Raw genomic sequence first — 20,925 nt, 5'->3', positions numbered from 1 at the left:
AAAATACTATGAAACCCCATCAATTTATAACAATAACCTTAACCTCCCTCCTCCTTTTATCCCCCCTTACCGCCAACTCCAACCAACCAATAGATGCACAACAATACCGTGCTAACTTACTCTTAAACCTCAGCAATACACAACTAACCAACGGACAATTTAAATCAGCCTTAGCATCATTACAAGAATCACTCAGACTATATCAAATAATTGGCGATCGCACTGGAGAAGCCACCGCACTATTTCGCATTGGTGACGCTTACTTTACCCTCGGTAAATATAAAACTGCCATTAATTTCTACAAACAAAGTCTCCAACTAACCCAAGATTTTGCTAATCAATCAATTACAGTGCAAATTTTAGAACATCTTACCAATACATATATTACTCTGGGTGATGAAAGGTTAGCCAAAAAATATCAAGAACAAGCAACCGCACTCAAAAAAGAAATTGGTAATCCCGACAGAGAAGCCGCCTTTTTAGGTAATGTTGGTTTAGATCATGATGCGGCGACTGAGTATAAACAAGCAATTGCTTTTTATTCCCAACAACTAACAACAGCAAAAGCCAATAATAACTATCAACTGCAAATTGATTCCTTGCAAAATCTCGCTGCAAGTTATCGCCAATTAGGGCAATATCCCCAGGCGATCGCAGCTTACCAACAACAGTTAAAATTAGCTCAGGAATTAAACAATAATACTATAGTTAGTCTGACCTTTAAACAAATCGCCGAAACCTACCAAACGCAAGGGAATTTTCATCAGGCGATCGCTTTTTATCAACAACAGCTAAAACTTACAGATAAAACGCAAAAAGCTGAAGTAATCAGACAATTGGGACGCGTTTATACTTTTGCCAAAGAGTACGATAAGGCAATCGCAATATATCAAGAACAATTGAAGTCTGCTCAAGCTAATAAAGATAATTATACTCAAGGCACAGCTTTAAATAACTTAGCTTTTGTTTATTTAAACTCCAATAAATTAGATGATGCTAAAGCTACGCTGCAAACAAGTATTCAAAATTGGACATCTCTACGTTTAGATTTAGGTAATACCATTGATTATGCGGTGGAACAAGCCAACACATATCGCTTGCTGCAACAAGTTTTAATTACCCAAAATCAGCCAGAAGCCGCATTAGAAATCTCTGAACAAAGCAGTATTATGGCATCCTTGCAATTATTGGGGATGCGGTTAGCTTCTGAAGCAAAAGACAATAATTTAAAAATAGCGCCCAAATCAATTACATTACCGACAATCACCGATATTCAAAAAATTGCCAAAGAGCAAAAAGCAACTCTGGTCAAATATACTATCATTCCTGATGATGGCTTATATATTTGGGTAATTCAGCCGACAGGGAAAATTACATTCCGCAAAGTCAAACCAACACCAGAAAATACATTTGATTCAGTTAATTCCATCCCCCAAATAATTGCTAGTGTTCCTAATTATCTAGGTATCAATAGTCAAGAGAATCAAGGCAAAAAACTTGTTAATCCATTATTACAGTTACATCAACTATTAATCAAACCCATAGCTGATTTGTTACCCGACAACCCCACAGCCCAAATCATATTTATTCCCCAAGATGAATTATGGTTTGTTCCCTTCCCGGCTTTGGTGGATATTTACGACAAATATTTAATTGCCAAACACCCAATTTCAACTGTACCAGCAATTCAAATACTCAAGTTAGCAAAAGAACAAAGAGGTAAAATAGGCGGGAGTAAAGTTGTTGTCGTGGGTAATCCTACCATGCCAAAAATTGCTCGTGCAATTAATCAAGCACCGCAACCTTTACCACAACTCATAAATTCAGAACAAGAAGCTTTAGCTGTTGCTGATTTCTTCAAAACCAAAGCTTTAATTGGTAGTCAAGCAACCAAAGCCGCAATTCTACCTTTATTACCCAAAGCAAAACTCATTCATCTAGCAACATATAGTGTCTTAGATGATATCAAAAGACAAGGTATCCCCGGAGGAATCGCTTTAGCTGGAGAGAATAACGGACTACTCACCGCCAGCGAAATTCTCAACTTGTACAATCAACCAAAAGGTAAACGTTTGCGTGCTAAGTTAGCTTTTATCAGTGCTGGCGAAACTGGACAAGGTAGCATAGGCAATGGTGTACTGAGTTTATCTTTAGCATTGATGACATCTGGTGTTCCTAGTGTGATTGTCTCTCAGTGGGCATCACCAGATACACCGACCTCTGTTTTAACTACTGAGTTTTATCGCCAATTAAAGCAGAACCCTAACAAAGCCCAAGCTTTACAAAAGGCGATGTTAGCCACAATGAAGCAATACCCGAATCCTAAATATTGGTCAGGATTCAATTTAATTGGAGAAGTACATTAAAAAATAATAAAAAAGTTACATAATATAGCAAAAACAGAAACAATAAATCTTACACAGGAATGATTTTTTATAGACAAAATTTAAAATGTCAAATTTGCAATCTACAAATTATTTTTCATTCAAAAAATACATTAATTGGCTATCTAATAGCTTGATTTTTAGTTGTGTTTGTGTAATTTTAACTTTGCCATCGTTTGCACAAGCACCCAATCCCCAAGGAAATCCTAATGAAGACCGCTTTCCCCAGCCAGGAACAACACCAGAACCCTTACCGCCAGAATCACAACCCCCCGTACAACCAACACCGATTCCAACTCCCGAAACTCAGCCGACAGAAGCTTCTCAAACTATTAAAGTAGAGAAAGTCAACGTCACGGGGAGTACAGTTTTTCGCCCCGATAGATTTCAGTCGATAACTCAGAAGGTAGAAGGGCGTGAAGTCACTGTTGAAGAACTCCGCAAAGCCGCTGATGCTATCACTCAAATTTACCTTGACCAAGGCTACATTACTTCTAGAGCGATTGTTGTAGACCAAACCGTGAATAATGGTGTAGTAGAAATCCGGGTAATTGAAGGGAGAATCGAAAAAATTGACGTTCAAGGTACAAGAAGATTAAATCCTGAATATGTGCGTAGTCGTGTGGCTTTAGGCGCAGGTAAGCCGCTTTTGACCTCTGCATTAGAAGACCAATTAAGATTACTCCGGGCTGACCCTTTATTTTCTAACGTGGAAGCTAGTTTACGCGCGGGTAGTGGTGTAGGTCAAAGTATTTTGATTGTGCGTGTGACCGAAGCACAACCTTTTAACGCCGCGTTGACTGTTGATAACTATTCTCCCCCTAGCATTGGTTCGGAAAGATTGGGGGTGAATGCTAGTTATCGCAATCTTTCTGGGTTGGGTGATGAATTTAGTGCGGCCTATTATTTAACAACTAGGGGTGGCGCAAATGTTTTTGATTTTAATTATCGCCTCCCACTCAACCCGATGGATGGGACTTTACAACTGCGAACCTCATTTAACAATACGAATGTTGTACAAGAACCATTTGCGGCTTTTGATATTAGTGGCGAATCGCAACTATACGAAATTAGTTTTAGACAACCATTAATCAGAACACCCCGTGAAGAATTTGCTTTATCTCTAGGTTTTGCAGTGCAGAATGGTCAAACCTTTACTTTTGCAGGGCCGACACCCTTTGGTTTTGGCCCAGATGATGAGGGGAATAGTCGTACCCGTGTAATTAAATTTGGTCAAGATTATGTAGTGCGGGATATTAATGGTGCTTGGGCATTGCGATCGCTATTTAGTTTCGGTCTTGGTATATTTGATGCTACTAGCAATCCCAGCCCCATTCCCGATGGGCAATTTTTTAGTTGGTTAGCACAAGCCCAGCGAGTACAACGTCTAAGTACAGATAATATATTAGTTGCCCAAGCTGAGTTACAAATTACACCCAATGCTTTGTTACCAGCCCAGCAGTTTGTTGTCGGTGGCGGTCAATCAGTCCGCGGTTATCGCCAAAATGTCCGCGCTGGCGATAACGGTGTACGCTTGACTATCGAAGACCGTTTAACAGTACAACGAGACGCATCTGGTAATTCAACACTGCAAATTGCCCCATTCTTTGATATGGCTTACATCTGGAATGTGGATGATAACCCGAATACCTTACAACGTCAGAAATTTATTGCAGGTATCGGACTTGGCATATTATTTCAACCCATACCTCAGCTTGATATCAAACTTGATTACGGCTATCCCCTGATAGACTTAGATGACCGCGGGACAAATGCCCAAGATGATGGTTTTTACTTCAGCGTCGGCTATCGGTTGTAGATTTTTCTATAATCGCAGAGTCTAGGCGATTGCGTCGTTCCACTTCGTTGCACTCGCAATGACATATCATAAATAATAGGTAAAGTTGGGCAGTCAATTTAGTAGTGCTTTGATGGAGCGATCGCTCTTAATATTTCCTAATTCAAATTCGTGATGTCAAAGCACGGTATCTTTGGCTTATTTCTGCAATTTTTGATTAACTTTCAATATTTCTTTGTTTCCAGTAATTCGGTTTGCGCTTACATGCGCGATCGCAATAACCCAAATCACTTCTTCAAGCTCTGTATAAAATATCAAATAAGGAAAACGTTGAATATTATAACGACGTATTCCTTCAATCTTGTGCGGAGTACCTAAATTAGGGTTTTGCTGAATTTTTAAAATAACTTTTTCTATTTCCGATAGTAAATCTAGCCCCAAGCCTACTTTTTGAGATTCATAGTAAGCTATTGCAGCATCAAGCTCTTTTCGAGCTTCGGTGTGGATTACAATAAACTTCACGAATACTTTTCTCGTAACTCAGAAAAAACTTGAGATAATGGTTCCCCAAAAGCTGTTTTGGAATTAATATCCTCTAACCTTTGAGTTAATTCTGTATCCCAAGCAGTTTCTAGGTTATCATCTATATCTTCATCTAGAGTACGAATTAAAAAATAGGCAATTTCAGCACGTTCTTTTGCCGAAAGCTGAGAAAGTTCAAGTTTGAGTTTTTCGGCAGTTTCACTCATATTCTGGAGCTTCGCCAACAATTCTCATTATAAGCTTAACTATAGGAATCTGCTTTGATTTCCAAATGTAATTGTATGGGCGGGGAGTAAGGAATCATAGGGTTTAATGTAGGCGATCGCAACATATCCGTTGAGAGTTGAGTCTAATACAAACCTAACCCCCAGCCCCTTCCCTACGAGGGAAGGGGAGTAAGACTCAAAGCCTCTCTCCTGCAAGATTACAGAGTACACACAAATGTTCGTTGAGTGCATCTGTCCCACCTCGGAATGAATTCCGAGTCTCATAGCGCAAGTCATCTCAAGATGACTGAACGAGAAATACATTCCAGTCCACGCTTTGTGGACTTTGGCTATGAGCCTGGAACTTTAGTTCTAGGCGGGATGTGGTTGAACAGGCAAATTTTGGACTTGTGTGTACACCATAGCCTGCAAGGAGAGAGGTCAAAAATATACTACGTCAACCAAGAATTACTATATTTTTACTTTCACAATCATAGCGATCGCATTTCATCTTTCAACCATCACAATCATAATGTGAGCGATCGCATTTCATCTTTCCACCGTCGCAATTACAATGTGAGCGATCGCAATTCTTATTTCAACCATCACAATCATAATGTGAGCAATCGCAATTTATCTTTCAATCATCACAATTGTAATGTCCGCCTTCCTTACAACTTTTGCGGCTTTGATGATGAGTCTTTTGCCGAACAAAATATAATGCTATGCTTTTAAGCAATTACACTGAAATAAATTAAATTAATATAAAATTATACATGACTTCTGGATCGCTGCCTGCTAACCCTTTTGTGGCTGCGGGGATGATTGAAGACCCCAGATTGTTTGTTGGTCGGAAGGATGAATTACACGCGATCGCATCTCGGATGAGTGGCGCACAGCCGACAAGTATTAATATTGTCGGTGAAAAGCGCATTGGTAAATCTTCGCTGCTGTATCACTTTTTTCTAACTTGGGAACAGCGAGTACAAAACCCTAGCCGCTACGTTGTGATTTACCTTTCCTTGCAAAGTGTACATTGTCAACGAGAGGAAAATTTTTATTTAGCAGTGGCGCAGGAATTACTCAATTTTTCTAGTGTGGCGACCAACCCAGCTTTAAGTGACCCTTTAAGAATTAGACCCCTTGACCGTATAGCTTTTTCTGATGCGATCAGAGAATGGAAAAGGCAAGGTGTATTACCAGTTTTATGTTTGGATGATTTCAAAACTTTATTTGACAACAAGAGCGAATTCAATAATGACTTTTACAACAACTTGCGTTCTTTGATGAATCACAACTCTGTGATGTTGGTAATCGCTTCACAACATCAATTAGATTTTTACAGCAAAAAACATCAATTAACTTCTTCTTTTTTCAACTTAGGTCATGTGATTAAATTGGGAGAATTGCAAGAAGATGAAGTCAAAGATTTGCTACGTCTACCAGCTAGTACAGTTAATAATGCTGCACCTGCTTTAAGTATGGATGAACAGCGTTTAACTCAGCAGTTAGCTGGGAGTCATCCATTTTTACTCCAGATAGCAGGAGGCTTGGTGTGTGAAGCACGTCAGCAAGGACACGATGAAAACTGGGTAAAAACTCGTTTCGTTCAAGAATCTCGGCGCTTACCACAGTCTCGGTTAGGTTCGCGCCGATGGTGGCGTGGTCTGCGTTGGTTAGTTTGGAATTTACCAATACGTCTAGGGCGCATAGTTAAATTTCTGGGCGGAACCGTAGATGATGTGAGTAGCTGGATTAAGGGAATGGCAATTTTAGTAATGGTTATTTTGGTGTTTACACGAGTTATCAATTGGAATGAAGTTTGGGATTTTGTGCGTGACCAATTAGGGATTAAATAAAAAAGTAAGGTTGGGTGGGGCGATAGCGAAACCCAACGAAGTCTTAACTATAGTTGAGTTTCCGTTCTTTAACCCAAGCTACACTTCACTACGCCTCACAATGACGTAAGACAAATTATTTACAGAACATGATATGAGTCAAACCTCACCAAAATCAGGCTTTTGGAATTATGTAGCTGAATGTCTGCGCCTTTTGCATTGGATTTACTTCAAGCCTTTTACCTTTGAACGCTGGCTGCGCGATATTCATCCAGAATTAAAACCGAGAGATGATCCCTTTGATAAACAAGCTGAGTTTCGCAGCAATCCGCGTTTACGTCGCTATGCAGGGCAAGTTTGGTGGTTAACGGCATTAGCGCCAATATTTGTTGTATTGCTAGTTGCACCAGTTTACACACTAGTTAGTGGCGAATCTTTTAACTGGTTCAAAAGCTTGATTTTTTTGTTGGGCTGGCTAATAGGAAAGGTTTTCGACCGTGGTAGCTATAGAAATAGATTAGTTATTTTAGTTGCTGCCATGCTTTCTGTATTTTTAGCAGATAGATTTTTGTCAGGCGTGGCGTTTGGCGTGGCGTTAAACATGGCGTTCGGCGTGGTAGTAGGCGTAACATTCGGCGTGGTGAGAGGAGTGCTGAGAGGAGTGGCTGTAGGCGTGGCGGTAGACGTGGCTGTAGGCGTGGCGATGGGCGTGGCGGTAGGCGTGGCGTTCAGCGTGGCGTTTAGCGTGGCGGTAGGCGTGGCGGTAGGCGTGGCGATGGGTGTGGCGGTAGACGTGGTGCTAGGCGTGGCGGTAGGCGTGGCGGTAGGCGTGGCGTTCAGCGTGGCATTCGGCATGTCGCTAGGCGTGGCGGGAGGCGTGGCGTGGGTTTTTGGTGTACTCAGAGTTTACTTTTGGTTGCCGGAATTGGTTTGGATGTTGATTACTTTTTTTATTTCTCGGTGGAAAAGTTCAGGAAGTTATTTACAATATTTACCTCCTTGGTTTGATGAATTGATTATTTTACCTTTGCCTTTCATGGATTGGATGATTGTAGAGGCTTACGCAGAAAACCCCGTAATTGCTCGTAAAACTATTGATTATTTAATTACATCTACAAACAAACAAAAAGTTGCAACACAAGCAATCATCAAAATTGCTATAGATATTCTCACCCAATGCCGAAGATTAGGAGATATTGCCGATATCTCCTATCAACTAACATGGATTCCGTCACCACCTCCACCAGAAATTGGTACAATTCTGCCCCAATTGTTAGATATTAGCCAAGGCGTAAAAGCATCACAAGAGGCAACTACATCATATAGACAATATGAATTATTAAAACCTCCTATCAATGCTTTGAAGGAACTTAAAAACACTCTAACTTTTGCAAAAAACGCTGCATTGGCTACTCAATTTGGCAGCATTACAAACCGTTGGCTAACAATATTAGAAACAGCACAACGCACTTTAGCAGAAACAGCAAAACAATCACAAGAGATTCGGCAAGTTTACATTGCTGGTAATTCTTTAGACCCCGCCACAGCTACAAATCGCTTTAAAGGGCGAATTGATATATTTCGAGAAATTGAAACTTTAACACTTTCCGATCAGCCACCAGTTTTATTACTATACGGTGGGCGCAGAACTGGTAAAACCTCTGCACTAAAATATTTACCTGACAAAGTTGTTCCTAATATCGTTCCTTTGTTGGTAGATTTACAAGGTGCAGCTTCAGCCACAACACTTAAAGGATTCGCCGAAAATCTATCACAACAAATTATCAATACTGCACGCCGCTTACCCCGCAAAATACACTTACCAACTCCAGATGCTTATAAATTAGCGGAAGATCCATTTCCCGCATTGCAAACTTGGTTAGCAGAAATCGAACGTAGCAATTCTGGTAAGCGATTTCTTTTATGTTTAGACGAATATGAACGCTTGAGTGAGGTGGTTACAGCCACAAACAGCCGTGCGCCACTCAACTTTATTCGCAATTTGCTGCAACATCAAAAACAATGGATTTTGCTCTTTAGTGGTTCCCATTTGTTATCTGAACTTGAACCTTACTGGACTGATTATCTAATTAACACCCGCGCTTTGCGAATGAGTTATTTGCAAGAATCCGAAGCCCGTGAATTAATTACCCGTCCTATCGAAGATTTTTTTAATATTTATGAATCAAGTGCTGTAGATTTAATTATTCAACAAACTTGCTGTCAACCTTATCTTGTGCAGTTGATGTGTTATGAGTTAGTAGAATTTTTAAACAAGGATATTAGAGCGAATCGCCGAAAACGAGAGACAATCAAAGCCACCGCGCAGGATGTACAAGAAATTATTGCTATTGTGCTAGAGCGAGGCGATCAATATTTTCGGGAAATCTGGAATAATTTAACAGATAATGACCGCAATTTACTTCAGCGAATAATTCAAGGTCAAACTCCCACACCACAAGATAAAGGAACAGTACGAAGACTCATCCGCAAAGAAATTCTGACTCAAGAAGGTAATGCTTTTCAAGTGCCTTTAGTACAAAAATATATTGAACAATTACTAGAAGAAGAAAATTAGGAGTATTCATCGTACACATAAGTCTACAATTTGCAGTATGAAATCGCATCCCGCCTAGAACTAAAGTTCCAGGCTCATAGCCAAAGTCCACTTAAGTGGACTGGAATGAGGTTCGGGTTTAGTCCTCTTCAGAGGACTTGCGCTATGAGACTCGGAATTGATTCCGAGGCGGGATAGATGTACTTAACCCAAATTTATTTGTACACCTAAGAAGTGCTATATTTTACCCTTACAATAACAATGTGAGCGATCGCAATTCATCTTTTAACCCTCACAATCATAATGTGAGCGATCGCAATTCATCTTTCACCCTCACAATCACAATGTGAGCGATCGCAATTCTTATTTCAACCCTCGCAATTACAATGTGAGCGATCGCAATTCATCTTTCTACTCTCACAATAGCAATGAGAGCGATCGCATTTCATATTTTCACCATCACAATCATAATGAGAGCGATCGCAAAACTTACACCCTAACACCCCTACACCCCTTACACCCTAACACCCTTTCTTCTACTAACTCTTATGCGATACTCGTTCTTCCCGCCACAATTGATATAACCGATTTGCTGGCATTGTTAAATATAAAATATCTCCATCAGCCAGTTGTGTTGTCAATAATTCCCAACCTTGGATACGTTGAGTGTTAATTTCCACATATAGCGGTACAAAGTCAGCAGACATGGCTATTTCTTTGACCAATAAACCGCAAAAGGGATGTGATAGTGTAATTAGTGTGGCGAAGGCTACCCAAAGCTTATCAGCAGTGATGCCATTACCGAGAATGCGTCCCCCTAAAGCCGCCGCCGCAAAGGCTGGCGCTGCTAGTTCTGCGGGGCTGAGGACGGCTTCAAAATCAAATACTTGTTGCGCCATCCCGGCAAAATCTGGGTCAGCATAATGGACAATTACGGGAATTTTTGGGGCTAAACCTTTGGTTTTAAGGGCAATTTCTAGGTTAGTCGCATCGTTGTTAGTTACCGCTAACACCGCCGCCGCAGAGGTAACATTAATGGTTTGCAAAATGGTACGGAAACTAGCATCACCTTGAATTACTGGAATACCCAACCCGCGCACGGAGTTAACATATTTATTATTCGAGTCAGTTTCAATCACAATGACTTCATAACCACTGGTATGGAGTTGCTGGACAATTTTGCTGCCGATACCGCTTAAACCGCAGACAATATAATGATGGCGTTGGGGAATTCTCGCTGCATCCCAAAATTGCTTGAAGCGGTTCCCTAAGACAAAATCCGTTAGCATGGCGTACCAAATCCCAATCACCACTGCGCCAATTAGCATGATCACAATGGTGAATAACTTGATACTATTAGGGGCATTTTCTATAACTTTATCGTTACCGCCTGCGCCAGTAATCATACCAACAGAAAAATACAAAGCATCAATCACAGATAAACTCAGTTCTGTAGACCGATAAGTAAGTGTGGCGATCGCAATAATTACCATCAACACAATCGCACCAATCACCACTGACTTGCCATGTTGTTGAAACTGGCGCAGACTGGTACAAACCTTCAATACTTTTTTAATTAACGACCTGCGAATAGAACGAATCCGGGGTTGAATGGCGACAATTAAGCGATCGCCTACTTGTAATTCTTGCCCAGACAACACCCCATGTATTAAATTCATCTCCCCGTGCATGGGCAAATAATAAATCGGCATTCGTGCGGGTTCTTCCCACAAATCACTCAAATTCCACCCCAACCAAGGATGGTTTTCATCAATATATTCTTCTTGGACAGGCCAAGTTTGATCAAATAACTTGATTTGTCCGATGGCTTGATTACCTAAAGCCGCAAATGTAAATAATGGTGCGGCTAATCCCACAACACTCATACTCAAATGATCTGGAAGAGTTTGATCTAAACGCTCACCGAGATTTGTATTATAAAAGCGATTAATAATGCGAATTCGCGGATTTAATACCCGCGCCTGCATCAGAATTGACAAATTCAACGTATCTTCAGAACCAGCTATCACCAAAGTATGTGCTTGGTGAATTCCCGCAGCTGTTAGAGTAGCCGCCGCGTGTAAATTGCCAATAATTACATCTGGTGAACATTCGCCAGGGATTGGTTTGTGATGGATACCAATAACCGATGCGCCCTGCTGTCTCAGCAGACGAAAGATTTTATATCCAGTACGCCCTAAGCCGCAAACAATGATTCGAGGTTTCATGAGACAGCAGGTGGTATGAATGCGTAATTAACAATATTGTGGCGTTGTTTCTTAGGGTGTAACTGTAACTGAAAACACGTTAGCGATAAATCAAATTAATTAGGCACTTTTGCTACATTTGCCGAGTCAATTTATGAGTAATAGTTAGCATGACAAACATTCCCAGTTATGAATAAGTTGGCGAAATTGACAATTTTAGGTGGGATTTTATGCCCTTTAGTAGTAGCGAGTGCGATCGCCTCTACAGCGCAAGCACAACCTTCACAAAGTCCACTGGCTGAACCCAATGTGCAATTAAAAGTGCAACGTACAAGCGGAAGTTGTCCGCAAATAGTTGGTTTGTGGTGGTTAACGCTACCCTATGAAGGTGGTGCTGAACATACTGTAATTGCCGATACTAGAGCTTTTGCCGATACAACTAAATTAGTTCCATCAAAGAATCAACATTTTGTAGAATTTGTTTCACCTTTACGCAATAACTACGCTACTTGTGTAGGTCAAACCCAAGGTCAGGAATATCCTTTTTATAGTGTGCAATTCAAAAATAAACAGGCATATTTCCGTGTAGACTTGCGGAAAATTCCAGTACCAGACACTTTAATTAGTTACAAAACTGTAACAACTTCTCGTCCTTATGTGCGATGGGCGATCGCAGATTAGGTGATTTCCGACAAAGAAAATATCTGTGTTGGCGAGTTTCGACTTCGCTCAACTCTCGATATATCAGTTGGTTGAGCGAAGTCGAAACCAACGGCATCGGTATATTTATTCTTGTAAACCGCCTTAGCACTAATACTTGGTTCTTTTCCTCAACACTCAACACTCAGCACTTTTAAATTTCAGGATCAGCCAAGCGATTATTCGGACGACTCTGAGACAAATCTTGAATCACTTGTAAAGCAGAAACTAAGGCTACTAAAGCGATAACTGCAATAGGTAATAAACCTTTGCCAAAAAATGCGATCGCTAACAGCACAACTGCGCCACCCAAGCGATACAAAGAACGAATCTTACAATATCTAATCACGCCATATCTGTGGAGAATGCCCACTGCTAACGAGCATAATGCAACTGCACCACAAATTAGCCACCTTTGCGGATCTGCTAAAGCGACAGTTGGCTGACTGACCAAAATTTCTTCTACACCAACTCCAGTAGCTGCAATCCCAATCACTAATGGTAAATGAGTATAAAGCCAGACATTAACAGTCCCCACCTTTCCTTGTATGCGTGCGGTTTCAATTGGTGTTCCCCCTAAATTATCAAAATAAACCCACCACCAACTAAAGGCGATCATTAGCCCAAAAATCGCAGAAACAACAGTTAACACCTGCCATTTTTGCTCTGAGACACCGTTAACCACTGCAATAATCGCTTCTCCCAACACAATAATTGTGAACAGTCCAAAACGTTCTGGTAAATGGGAGGCGTGCGGAAGCATTCCCATTTGATGTTTACGGGCGGTTAACGGTGTGCCAAAATCAATCACAATTCCCACGCCCCAAAGCGCGAATCGCCAAGGAACTGGCAAAAATGCGGAACCTAACCAAATCAAAGATGCGATCGTAAAACCAATCGCATAGCGTGTTGTCAAAGGACGCGCTGAAGGAATATGAATTCCCGCCCGCACATACTCCACCACCAACACAGCCCGACCAAGTGCATAAGCCAAAGCAAAACCCGAAGAACTTTCCCCCAAGCCGTGGTGAATATTCACCGCCATCCCCGCCGCAGTTAACATTTGCACCCCAACCAGCAACCGATGTACAACATCATCGCTATCAAAGCGGTTAGCGTAGAATGTAGTCCCAATCCATGACCACCAAATCGGGATAAACAAAACGATAAATCCCAGTAATCCCAATAGGGAAATATCTTCTTTCAGATTGTGCGCTACTTGCGAGACTGCAACAACAAACACCAAATCATAAAAAAGTTCTAGCCAAGTGGCGCGTCTTTCTTCTGCACTATCTTCTTCACCAATGCGTAATCTTGGCGGCTGGAGAAAATTTGTCATAAAAGTTACTTGCAAATCGCTAATAGCTTTCTACCATTAGCAGTCCGCAATTGGCTATGTTTTTATTTGATTTGTCTCATTCTTGTACCATTATCAATAACCGTAGGGTGGGCAATGTCCACACGGTCAAAATTAGAGATGAAGCGACTCTTCTGCATTGCCCACCTGACTTTAATCTCTCAGGTGGGCATCTACTACTACATTCTATGTTGATAGAGAGGATTTACTTAAAATGCCCACCCTACTTATAGTTCTACCATTGATTTTAGTGTAATCTAAATGGCATTCTAGAAAATTATGACCATGACAGTCGAGAAGCTAAAAGTTATCTAAAACAATAAATAAAAAGTCCGCAAGTGCGGACTTTGGTTAGGCTTTCTGTCACTGTAACGGGCTACAATCATGTATCATGATGTTTTTATTCTTCCTTATTTGTTGTTAGCAATCAAGCTATTTTAATTACATCTTTGGACATAAAATCAGGAATTTTATCTTTAATTTTTCATACATTAAAGGCTTGAAAATTAAATGTTATGCTTTTTTATCCCATATTTCATTAGCATCATATATACTCCATGTTTTTCGATGTATTAACCAGCATTAAAATAATATTTTTGAGTTATTTTTTCAGACATAAGCTACATATTTAAGTCTATTGTAAACTCGCACTATGATTTTTTATAAATTATAAATAAAGTAAAGGTGGTCAGGTTACAAGCCCTAGGGTTTCCCAGTCCTAGGGTTTTACTTTTTTCTGGACATATTTCACATCTTTGATAAATCGATTAAAATTTTATTCCCTTATTAAAAACAAAATTTTTCAACCACTCGTCAGATAGATGAAACTTGTGAAGCGACAATTTAAAGTATGAGATATAAAACAAAGGGCGTTACAAATTTAGGGTGCAACTATCCTAATGAGCAACTAAAAAATTGCACAGAGTAAATATAATTTTTACTCTGTGCTTATCTGTGAGTCTAGATGCTAACTTCTAGAAAAAGAAAGTAAAGCTGTAGCTCAAAATGCTAGTTATTAAATTTCAGCACCACCTTTAGGTTCAGCACCCATTGGAGATACATAATCGCGGAAAAGATTAATCTGCTGTTCAAACGGTAATTCTTTAACTTGGTTTAGTAAGGTCTCTGCTTCTGAGGAAAGGCGATAACCAGCAGGTACAGGAATAATCACATTGCTATCCATCCCTTGAGATAGGCGATACCAAAATAGTAGCTTGGTGGTATCACCCAAAGAACCATATTCTCGTCCAATTTGGGTGTCTGCTTGATTAATCAAGTCCCGCTGAACTTGTAGTTGTTCTTCGTGGCTCAATTCTTTGACTTGATTAAATAAACCTTCGGCAATTTCTGGAGAAACAGTACTAGCCGCAGGAGCCGCAGGAGTCACAGACCCACCCATTTCTTTATAGATGAACCAGAATAAACCTAGTTGTTGATCTACATCTAATTGTCGCCAAGATTGGACATATTGACGGATAGTGGGATCACTAGTTTGAGTATAGGTCATAACGAATTTACTTGTGATTTATGTTGCCATTAGCCACGTTATCAAACATACATTTGGTGTTTAACCCTACTGAAGACAGATGTAGTGGAACCAAAGAGAATAATAAATTTGTATGAGAATTTAAAAGTTATAATTCAGTAATCAGAGTTAAAAAAATCTATAATTATAGCAATAGTAATAATATGAGGATTCAAATTCTCAGCCAATCATCATAATAAAAAATATACTGTGGATAGTTATTTAAATTTAGAGAAAATTTCATGAGTTCCACCAATAGATAGATGTTGCACAATTAACTTAGAAATAACCCTGTTTTTTTTACGAAAGAATCAGGGTGATTTCAAAAAAATCAATTTGATTTATAACCAGTTGCCTACTAAAACGTAAGGGGCCCAATAGTAAGGATGCTTATATTCAGGGTCTGTCAAGAGCAATAGTTGAGCGCGTTTTAATGCTTCTGCTTTACTCTCTTTGGTATTAGCGAATTGTTTATAAAATTCACCCATTATCTTTGCAGTAGCTTGATCATCTACACTCCACAATGTTGCCAGTGTACTACGCGCTCCAGAACGCAGAGCAAATCCCGCAATTCCTAAGCCAGCACGTTTATCACCGCTCGCAGTTTGGCAAGCACTTAAAACCAATAACTCGATCGCATTTTTTTGGCTTGTCTCTCGGCTTTGTAATAAAGAACTCAATTCGTTGACGTTAACGCGATCGCTTGATAAGGCTGGGTCTTTCTCATCAGAATTTTTCCAAGTCAAAATGTAGGTGTCTTCGGCATTGGAAGCAAACTGACCGTGGGTTGCGAGGTGAACTACAGGTGCAGGAAATGACTTGATAGCTTTTTCTAAAGCTATTTTCGTAAATTGACTGTCTAGCAGCACTCGCGTTGGAACTTCTTGTTGAATGGTATTAATTTCGTTTTTGACACTGGGTAGTCCCTCAAAGGTTCCTAGGGCTTCTGTAATTCCCGCAGCAATGGTACGCGGTTTTTGTCTGGTTAAGGAACGGTTCGGTAACAGGTGTAACCCTGGTGTCAGTGCAATGTTATACCCCTTTTGAATTAAATATTGTTTGCCATCATACAGGGCAGCCATCGGCACACTCCGCAGTGTTCCATCTAAGACAAACACCAAGTTCTGCACTTTGTATGCTTGCAACTGAGGTTCGATATCTTTAATTAACCAGTTATAAACTTTTTGGGAAACCGGCAAAAAGTCACGAGTTGAGCGTGTCACCAATGTTGCTCGGAGTTCTTGAATAGTCTTTTCTACTTCTGTTTGCGAAACAGGAATTGGTTTGGGGCGTAATAACAAGTTTTGTTTTTGGTTCTTTAACTTGTTGGGTAAAGAAACAATCACCTCCAAGCGATCGCTCAAAATAATCGGATAAATCACTGCGGCTGTACGATCAATTTCATCAATCTGCACAGGTTTAGCATCTAAACAAGCTTTGCGAAAGAAGTTGTCTAATTCTGCTAATTGCAATGACTCAATTACATCCCTGGCAGTTTTGAGATTTTGCTGGCTGGCTTCAGAATTGTCTTGATATGGCGAATTTTGCAGCAGTAAACTCACTAGTTCTCGATAAACAGGCTCAACCCCTTCTTGAAAGGAAAACTGCACTTCGCGGTTAATGGCGACTAAATCACTCCGCAACAACTTGAGAATATTCACGGCTTTGGTGTAAGAAGCGATCGCCCCTTGTTCGTTACGTTGGGGGTTATCTTGCGCTTTGAGAATTCGGCCTAATTGCCAATGCCAACGATAGGCAATATCAGCTGCACCAATCCCTTCAGCCAATTTTAAGGCTTGTTGGGTCAGTTGTTGCGCTTCTGACCACTGGTGAGTTTGCTCATACAAATTACCTAATGTCCCTAAAGCATAAGCTTCTGCCCGCATATCTTTCAGGGTTTTGGCTTGATCAACGGCGACAGCAATAATTTGGGCGATCGCTTTCCATTCCACATTTGCCCCGTCTAAGCTTTTCACATGACTCAAACTAGCATCTGCTACTAGCTCATTTTTGGGACAATTAGCATTGATTCCCATCCGGGAAGGTTCAGTTAACTGTTTAAAGCAAGTTAAACTCTGAGCAAAGTTAATCCGGGCATAAATTGTTTTGCGGCTTGCTGGTGCTGCGTTTAGTTGTTGCTGAATTTCTGGCCACAAACTTTGTACTTGCTGCCATTTTTGCTCATCCATTAACAAGCGCATCTGATTAAGTTGTGCCTGTACCCTAGTTAACGGTGATTTAGTAACGGCAGCTTTTTGGTAATAATCTAAAGCTTGAGTAATTCTGCGACTTTTCTCTTCGGGGCTTTTACCTAAACTCAAGGCTTGGGCAGTGTTTCCTAAACTCAAATGAATTTCGGGAATTAATTGGGGATATACTTGTTCGGCAATGGATAAACTTTGCTCTAACACTTGCACAGAGCCAAGTTTGTCTATATCTTTGACAGTAATATCTTCTTGACTTAAATCACCCACTAACCGCAAAGTATTACCTAAATTCAGCAGTCCTGTGGCTTTTAACGGAGAGACTGGTTGTTTTTGCAGAATTTGATTGACTTGAATTAAGGTAATTTTGGCGCGGCGATACAGCCCTAATGCTTGCAATGCCTGAGTTTGATTGAGTTGGCTACCAATTTTACCTGCATCATCACCCATTTTGCTATATATAGCTGTGGCTTGTTCCCAGCTGGTTAATGCTTCTTGGGAATGTCCTGATGCTAGTTGTACTTGTCCTTGAGTGTTCAGAGCTTGGGCAAGTATCGATAAATACTCACGAGAATCTTTTTGTCTAGCAATTTTTAATAATGCTAAACTCTCGGCGATCGCCTTCTGAGCCTGGGGTAATTGTCCTACTTGCTGATTAGCTAATGCCAGATAGTTTAATGCTAGGGCTTGATTAAGATGATCTCCTTGAGCTTGAAAGCTCCCAGCTGCATTTTGGAATAACTTCACAGCTTCCGTAAATTTTTCTGATTGGTAAATTTGAATCCCTTGTTCTAAAATTTGTTGCGGACTTTTCGATAGCAGGGTATCTGTTATGGGTGCAGTGATATTTTGAATTGCAACTTGGTAAGAGTTGGGAATCAGGGCAACTGGGTGAGTAATTTGTGATATTGTGGCTAAAAAAAGAAGTGCAGACATAGGATAAGTGGCTCCCACTGGCAAAGGCAGGTAATTGAATTCGTAATTTGGCTTGGCGGAAAAAAGTTTTGCTAAAAGTGGTTGATTTTGTAATGGCAGAACTCTGTTTGATTATTCAGACTTCAGGCTTTTTAAAATGGTTGAGTATAAACAAGGGAAAAATACAGCCCATTTTCTTGCAAGGTGTTATTGCGGGAATTTGCATCAATTAAGGGAATACCCCAATCAAACCGAGCATTGATGCGATCGCTTTGCCACAATAAACCCAATCCCACGGAAGCTAGGCTATTGGGGTCAGGATCGGCGCGGTTAGAACTGTTGTAAGTAGTTCCATAATCAATAAATGGTGTTAGTTGTAATACACCTCCTAATTGGGGGGCGCGGAGGATGGGATAGCGTAACTCGGCAGATACAAAAAAAGCATTATCTGTCAAGAGTAAATCTTGACGATAGCCCCGCACAGTTTGTTGACCACCTAAACCAAACTGTTCTAGGGGTACTAATGCTCTATCAGCTAATTGAGCATCAGCACGGAGTAAGAGTAAGGTATCGGGTGCGAGTAGGCGTACCCACTGAGCTTGTCCCCGCCACGAGAAAAACCTACTATCTGGTGGTGCGCCGCTGTTGGTAGTATCAAAGGCATCTAGACCAAAACTAAATTGCGATCGCGCAGCAAATACTTCTCGGCTATTGCGTTGTGTCCAATCTTGAAAAAATCGCAGCACCGAGAGGCGTGTTTGTCCATCAACAGCACCTGGTGAAGGAAACGGAATACGTTCACCAACCAGAGATTCTAAATAGCCAATATCACTGTTGCGCCGATTGGCTGTAATTCCCAACGCAAATTCTGTAGTTGGGGTTTGAATCAGTGGTTGGCGAAATGTCACGGCAAAGTCTTGGGATCTACCTTCAATATCTAAAACATCAAAGGGTTCTTCTACTACATTGCTAGAGGTGTAATTATATTGAAACTGCACAGTTCCATTGTAGGCATTGACTGGTAATGTATAGCTGACATCAACATCATTACTACCATCGGTGTTGGCATAAGCAATGGAAAGTCCATCACCTAATCCTAATAAATTGGCTTGAGTAAGTTGAATTTGTCGTTGAAAACTACCGATACTAGGAACGCGATTATTATTTAAGCTAACTTGGGCGCTAAAGGTTTTGGCTTCTGATACCTTGATATCAATCACGCTACTTCCAGGACTAGAACCCGCAGCCAACTCCGCCGAAATATTTTTAATTAAGGGGTTAAGTTGTAGTAGTTGCAGTGCTTGCAGTAACTTATTCACGTTGAGGGGTTGGCCTGTGGCTACGGCGATGCGACTACGCACATAATCTGGGTTGAGCCGTTGGAGTCCTCTAATTTCTATACTTTCAACCTTACCTTCAATTACATTGATTTTGACTACACCACCTCTGGCTTTGAAGGTTTGATCAGCGGGAATAAATGCCCCAGAAGAAATGTACCCTTTGTCTGTATAGAGTTTTGTCACAGCATCACTCACCCGCAGTAGTTCAGCAAAGGTGATGGGTTTACCAGTAAATTCTTTAGTGACCGCAGCTAATTCTTCAGGGCTAAATACAGTACTACCAATTACTTCAAAGCGGTCTACGCGAATTGTGTCTAATCCACCACTGGGGACTGTTTCTGGAGTCGGAGTAGTTTCGTTGGGTGTGCGGAATAAATCTTCTGGAGGTGGTAGGGTGGGAGTCTCTGGTGGCGTAGGTTGCGGTAGTTGTGGTCTGGGTAAAGTTTCTGGTGCTGGCAGATTAGTCCTAGTTTGAGCTACTAGATTAATATTCCTCGTCTGCGCTTTCACCGGACTGGGAGATAAATTGCCCAGAAATAAGGATAGGAGGATCAGCAAATTGAGCGATCGCTTCTGATATTTCAGACTCAAAAAATATTCAGCAGGCATGGTATGTAGATAGAGACCAAGATATGTTAAATGTTGTTGTGGAAGGAATGGGTAATCGGTTTGACTGCGCCTTTGTTGTTGAATATCCAGCTAGTAGCAGGAATCTTGCCTGAGTATCGGCCTAAAAACTACTCAGATTTATGCTCAAGTATGGGCGTATATGCATAAGCGATCGCCCCAAATCCATACACACCCAAAATATATTTCCGATAAATTTATCTACTGATTTTACCAGTATATTTGCGTAGGTAATATTTCTATTTGATGAATTTTCCCGATTGGCTAAGAGATGACGAATCTTGAGAACTCCGGGTAAGTTAGCTAGTATTCCAGGCTATAGAAGTTTACCTCAAAGCAATTTACGTATCATCGGATACTGATTTCGCGTATTTATACAATAATTACCCTGTCAGCATTCTTGAACAATGCGGCACTGTGATTTGGCACAGCAAATTTATGTTGAAGAAGAATTCAGGAGTTAGAACAGTCTTACACCCGCTTGTTCAGATATATGTAGACTCGCTACCACTGCGCTATCCCCCAGTCACACAGAATTCAATTGGAAAATTCTGGCGACTGACTCCTGAATTCTGTTTTGACAACTGGGGAATAAAACTACTTTATATCTCTTCAGAATATGGTTGTAGTTTTCTCAGTAATTAAAACTACAGTAGTTGCAAATTTCTGACTACCAGATACAAGCGGTTACACCATATTCATGGTTTGTAAAAATTTTTAACTAT

Annotated in this window: 13 protein-coding genes; 6 read left to right on the top strand and 7 right to left on the bottom strand. The window is 40.6% G+C overall.

All coding sequences use genetic code 11. The annotated features are described in order from the left end of the window. The first annotated feature begins 8 nt into the window (after positions 1-8). Together IQ244_RS15955 and IQ244_RS15950 are read left to right on the top strand one after the other, a co-directional pair. Positions 9-2,366, top strand: a complete 2,358-nt coding sequence (locus tag IQ244_RS15955) for a CHAT domain-containing protein (protein WP_193895724.1) — start codon at positions 9-11, stop codon at positions 2,364-2,366. 184 nt (positions 2,367-2,550) lie between these two features. Continuing rightward, the gene (locus IQ244_RS15950; RefSeq protein ID WP_416209779.1) at positions 2,551-4,203 is read left to right on the top strand and encodes a ShlB/FhaC/HecB family hemolysin secretion/activation protein; all 1,653 of its coding nucleotides are present in this window, start codon (positions 2,551-2,553) and stop codon (positions 4,201-4,203) included. 177 nt (positions 4,204-4,380) lie between these two features. On the opposite strand, the gene IQ244_RS15945 is transcribed toward IQ244_RS15950, so the two are convergent. Both IQ244_RS15945 and IQ244_RS15940 read right to left on the bottom strand, forming a co-directional pair. Beyond that, the gene (locus tag IQ244_RS15945) at positions 4,381-4,704 is read right to left on the bottom strand and encodes a type II toxin-antitoxin system RelE/ParE family toxin (RefSeq protein ID WP_322746073.1); all 324 of its coding nucleotides are present in this window, start codon (positions 4,702-4,704) and stop codon (positions 4,381-4,383) included. Further along, the gene (locus IQ244_RS15940; protein WP_193895720.1) at positions 4,701-4,931 is read right to left on the bottom strand and encodes an addiction module protein; all 231 of its coding nucleotides are present in this window, start codon (positions 4,929-4,931) and stop codon (positions 4,701-4,703) included. Before IQ244_RS15940 ends, IQ244_RS15945 begins: the two co-directional genes overlap by 4 nt. Before the next feature lie 303 nt (positions 4,932-5,234). On the opposite strand from IQ244_RS15940, the gene IQ244_RS15935 reads away from it, so the two are divergent. The 3 genes from IQ244_RS15935 (at position 5,235) to IQ244_RS15925 (ending at position 9,347) form a co-directional block, all read left to right on the top strand. Further along, positions 5,235-5,666, top strand: a complete 432-nt coding sequence (locus IQ244_RS15935) for a hypothetical protein (RefSeq protein WP_193895718.1) — start codon at positions 5,235-5,237, stop codon at positions 5,664-5,666. 41 nt (positions 5,667-5,707) lie between these two features. Continuing rightward, complete coding sequence (locus IQ244_RS15930; protein WP_193895716.1) at positions 5,708-6,790, top strand: AAA-like domain-containing protein; 1,083 nt, start codon at positions 5,708-5,710, stop codon at positions 6,788-6,790. 133 nt (positions 6,791-6,923) lie between these two features. Continuing rightward, complete coding sequence (locus IQ244_RS15925; protein WP_193895714.1) at positions 6,924-9,347, top strand: AAA family ATPase; 2,424 nt, start codon at positions 6,924-6,926, stop codon at positions 9,345-9,347. Between the two features lie 518 nt (positions 9,348-9,865). Here the strand turns inward: IQ244_RS15925 and IQ244_RS15920 are convergent. Then, on the bottom strand, positions 9,866-11,554 hold the full coding sequence (locus tag IQ244_RS15920) for an NAD-binding protein (RefSeq protein ID WP_193895712.1): 1,689 nt from the start codon (positions 11,552-11,554) through the stop codon (positions 9,866-9,868). Between the two features lie 168 nt (positions 11,555-11,722). Here IQ244_RS15920 and IQ244_RS15915 point away from each other — a divergent pair, with 168 nt between their 5' ends. Continuing rightward, positions 11,723-12,214 (top strand): hypothetical protein, encoded by a 492-nt coding sequence (locus tag IQ244_RS15915; RefSeq protein WP_193895710.1) that lies wholly within the window; start codon positions 11,723-11,725, stop codon positions 12,212-12,214. Positions 12,215-12,386: 172 nt separating this feature from the next. On the opposite strand, the gene IQ244_RS15910 is transcribed toward IQ244_RS15915, so the two are convergent. The 4 genes from IQ244_RS15910 to IQ244_RS15895 all read right to left on the bottom strand — a co-directional run bounded on the left by IQ244_RS15910 (position 12,387) and on the right by IQ244_RS15895 (position 20,182). Continuing rightward, positions 12,387-13,571 (bottom strand): low temperature requirement protein A, encoded by a 1,185-nt coding sequence (locus IQ244_RS15910; protein WP_193895708.1) that lies wholly within the window; start codon positions 13,569-13,571, stop codon positions 12,387-12,389. Between the two features lie 1,033 nt (positions 13,572-14,604). After that, entirely contained in the window at positions 14,605-15,096 is a 492-nt protein-coding gene (locus IQ244_RS15905; RefSeq protein WP_193895706.1) for an orange carotenoid protein N-terminal domain-containing protein, read from the bottom strand. A 359-nt stretch (positions 15,097-15,455) separates the two neighbouring features. Beyond that, entirely contained in the window at positions 15,456-18,254 is a 2,799-nt protein-coding gene (locus IQ244_RS15900; RefSeq protein WP_193895704.1) for a CHAT domain-containing protein, read from the bottom strand. A 131-nt stretch (positions 18,255-18,385) separates the two neighbouring features. Beyond that, positions 18,386-20,182 (bottom strand): ShlB/FhaC/HecB family hemolysin secretion/activation protein, encoded by a 1,797-nt coding sequence (locus IQ244_RS15895; protein WP_193895702.1) that lies wholly within the window; start codon positions 20,180-20,182, stop codon positions 18,386-18,388. Positions 20,183-20,925 lie beyond the last annotated feature (743 nt).

It is taken from the genome of Nostoc sp. LEGE 06077 (assembly GCF_015207705.1).
In the GTDB taxonomy this organism is placed as follows: domain Bacteria; phylum Cyanobacteriota; class Cyanobacteriia; order Cyanobacteriales; family Nostocaceae; genus Nostoc_B.
This window is presented reverse-complemented; position numbering and strand designations above follow the sequence as displayed.

Bases quoted from the DNA above. Each gene is read 5' to 3' on its own strand.
- IQ244_RS15955 (WP_193895724.1), top strand. From the start codon at position 9: ATGAAACCCCATCAATTTATAACAATAACCTTAACCTCCCTCCTCCTT.
- IQ244_RS15940 (WP_193895720.1), bottom strand. From the start codon at position 4,931: ATGAGTGAAACTGCCGAAAAACTCAAACTTGAACTTTCTCAGCTTTCG.
- IQ244_RS15935 (WP_193895718.1), top strand. From the start codon at position 5,235: ATGACTGAACGAGAAATACATTCCAGTCCACGCTTTGTGGACTTTGGC.
- IQ244_RS15930 (WP_193895716.1), top strand. From the start codon at position 5,708: ATGACTTCTGGATCGCTGCCTGCTAACCCTTTTGTGGCTGCGGGGATG.
- IQ244_RS15925 (WP_193895714.1), top strand. From the start codon at position 6,924: ATGAGTCAAACCTCACCAAAATCAGGCTTTTGGAATTATGTAGCTGAA.
- IQ244_RS15920 (WP_193895712.1), bottom strand. From the start codon at position 11,554: ATGAAACCTCGAATCATTGTTTGCGGCTTAGGGCGTACTGGATATAAA.
- IQ244_RS15915 (WP_193895710.1), top strand. From the start codon at position 11,723: ATGAATAAGTTGGCGAAATTGACAATTTTAGGTGGGATTTTATGCCCT.
- IQ244_RS15910 (WP_193895708.1), bottom strand. From the start codon at position 13,571: ATGACAAATTTTCTCCAGCCGCCAAGATTACGCATTGGTGAAGAAGAT.
- IQ244_RS15905 (WP_193895706.1), bottom strand. From the start codon at position 15,096: ATGACCTATACTCAAACTAGTGATCCCACTATCCGTCAATATGTCCAA.
- IQ244_RS15900 (WP_193895704.1), bottom strand. From the start codon at position 18,254: ATGTCTGCACTTCTTTTTTTAGCCACAATATCACAAATTACTCACCCA.
- IQ244_RS15895 (WP_193895702.1), bottom strand. From the start codon at position 20,182: ATGCCTGCTGAATATTTTTTGAGTCTGAAATATCAGAAGCGATCGCTC.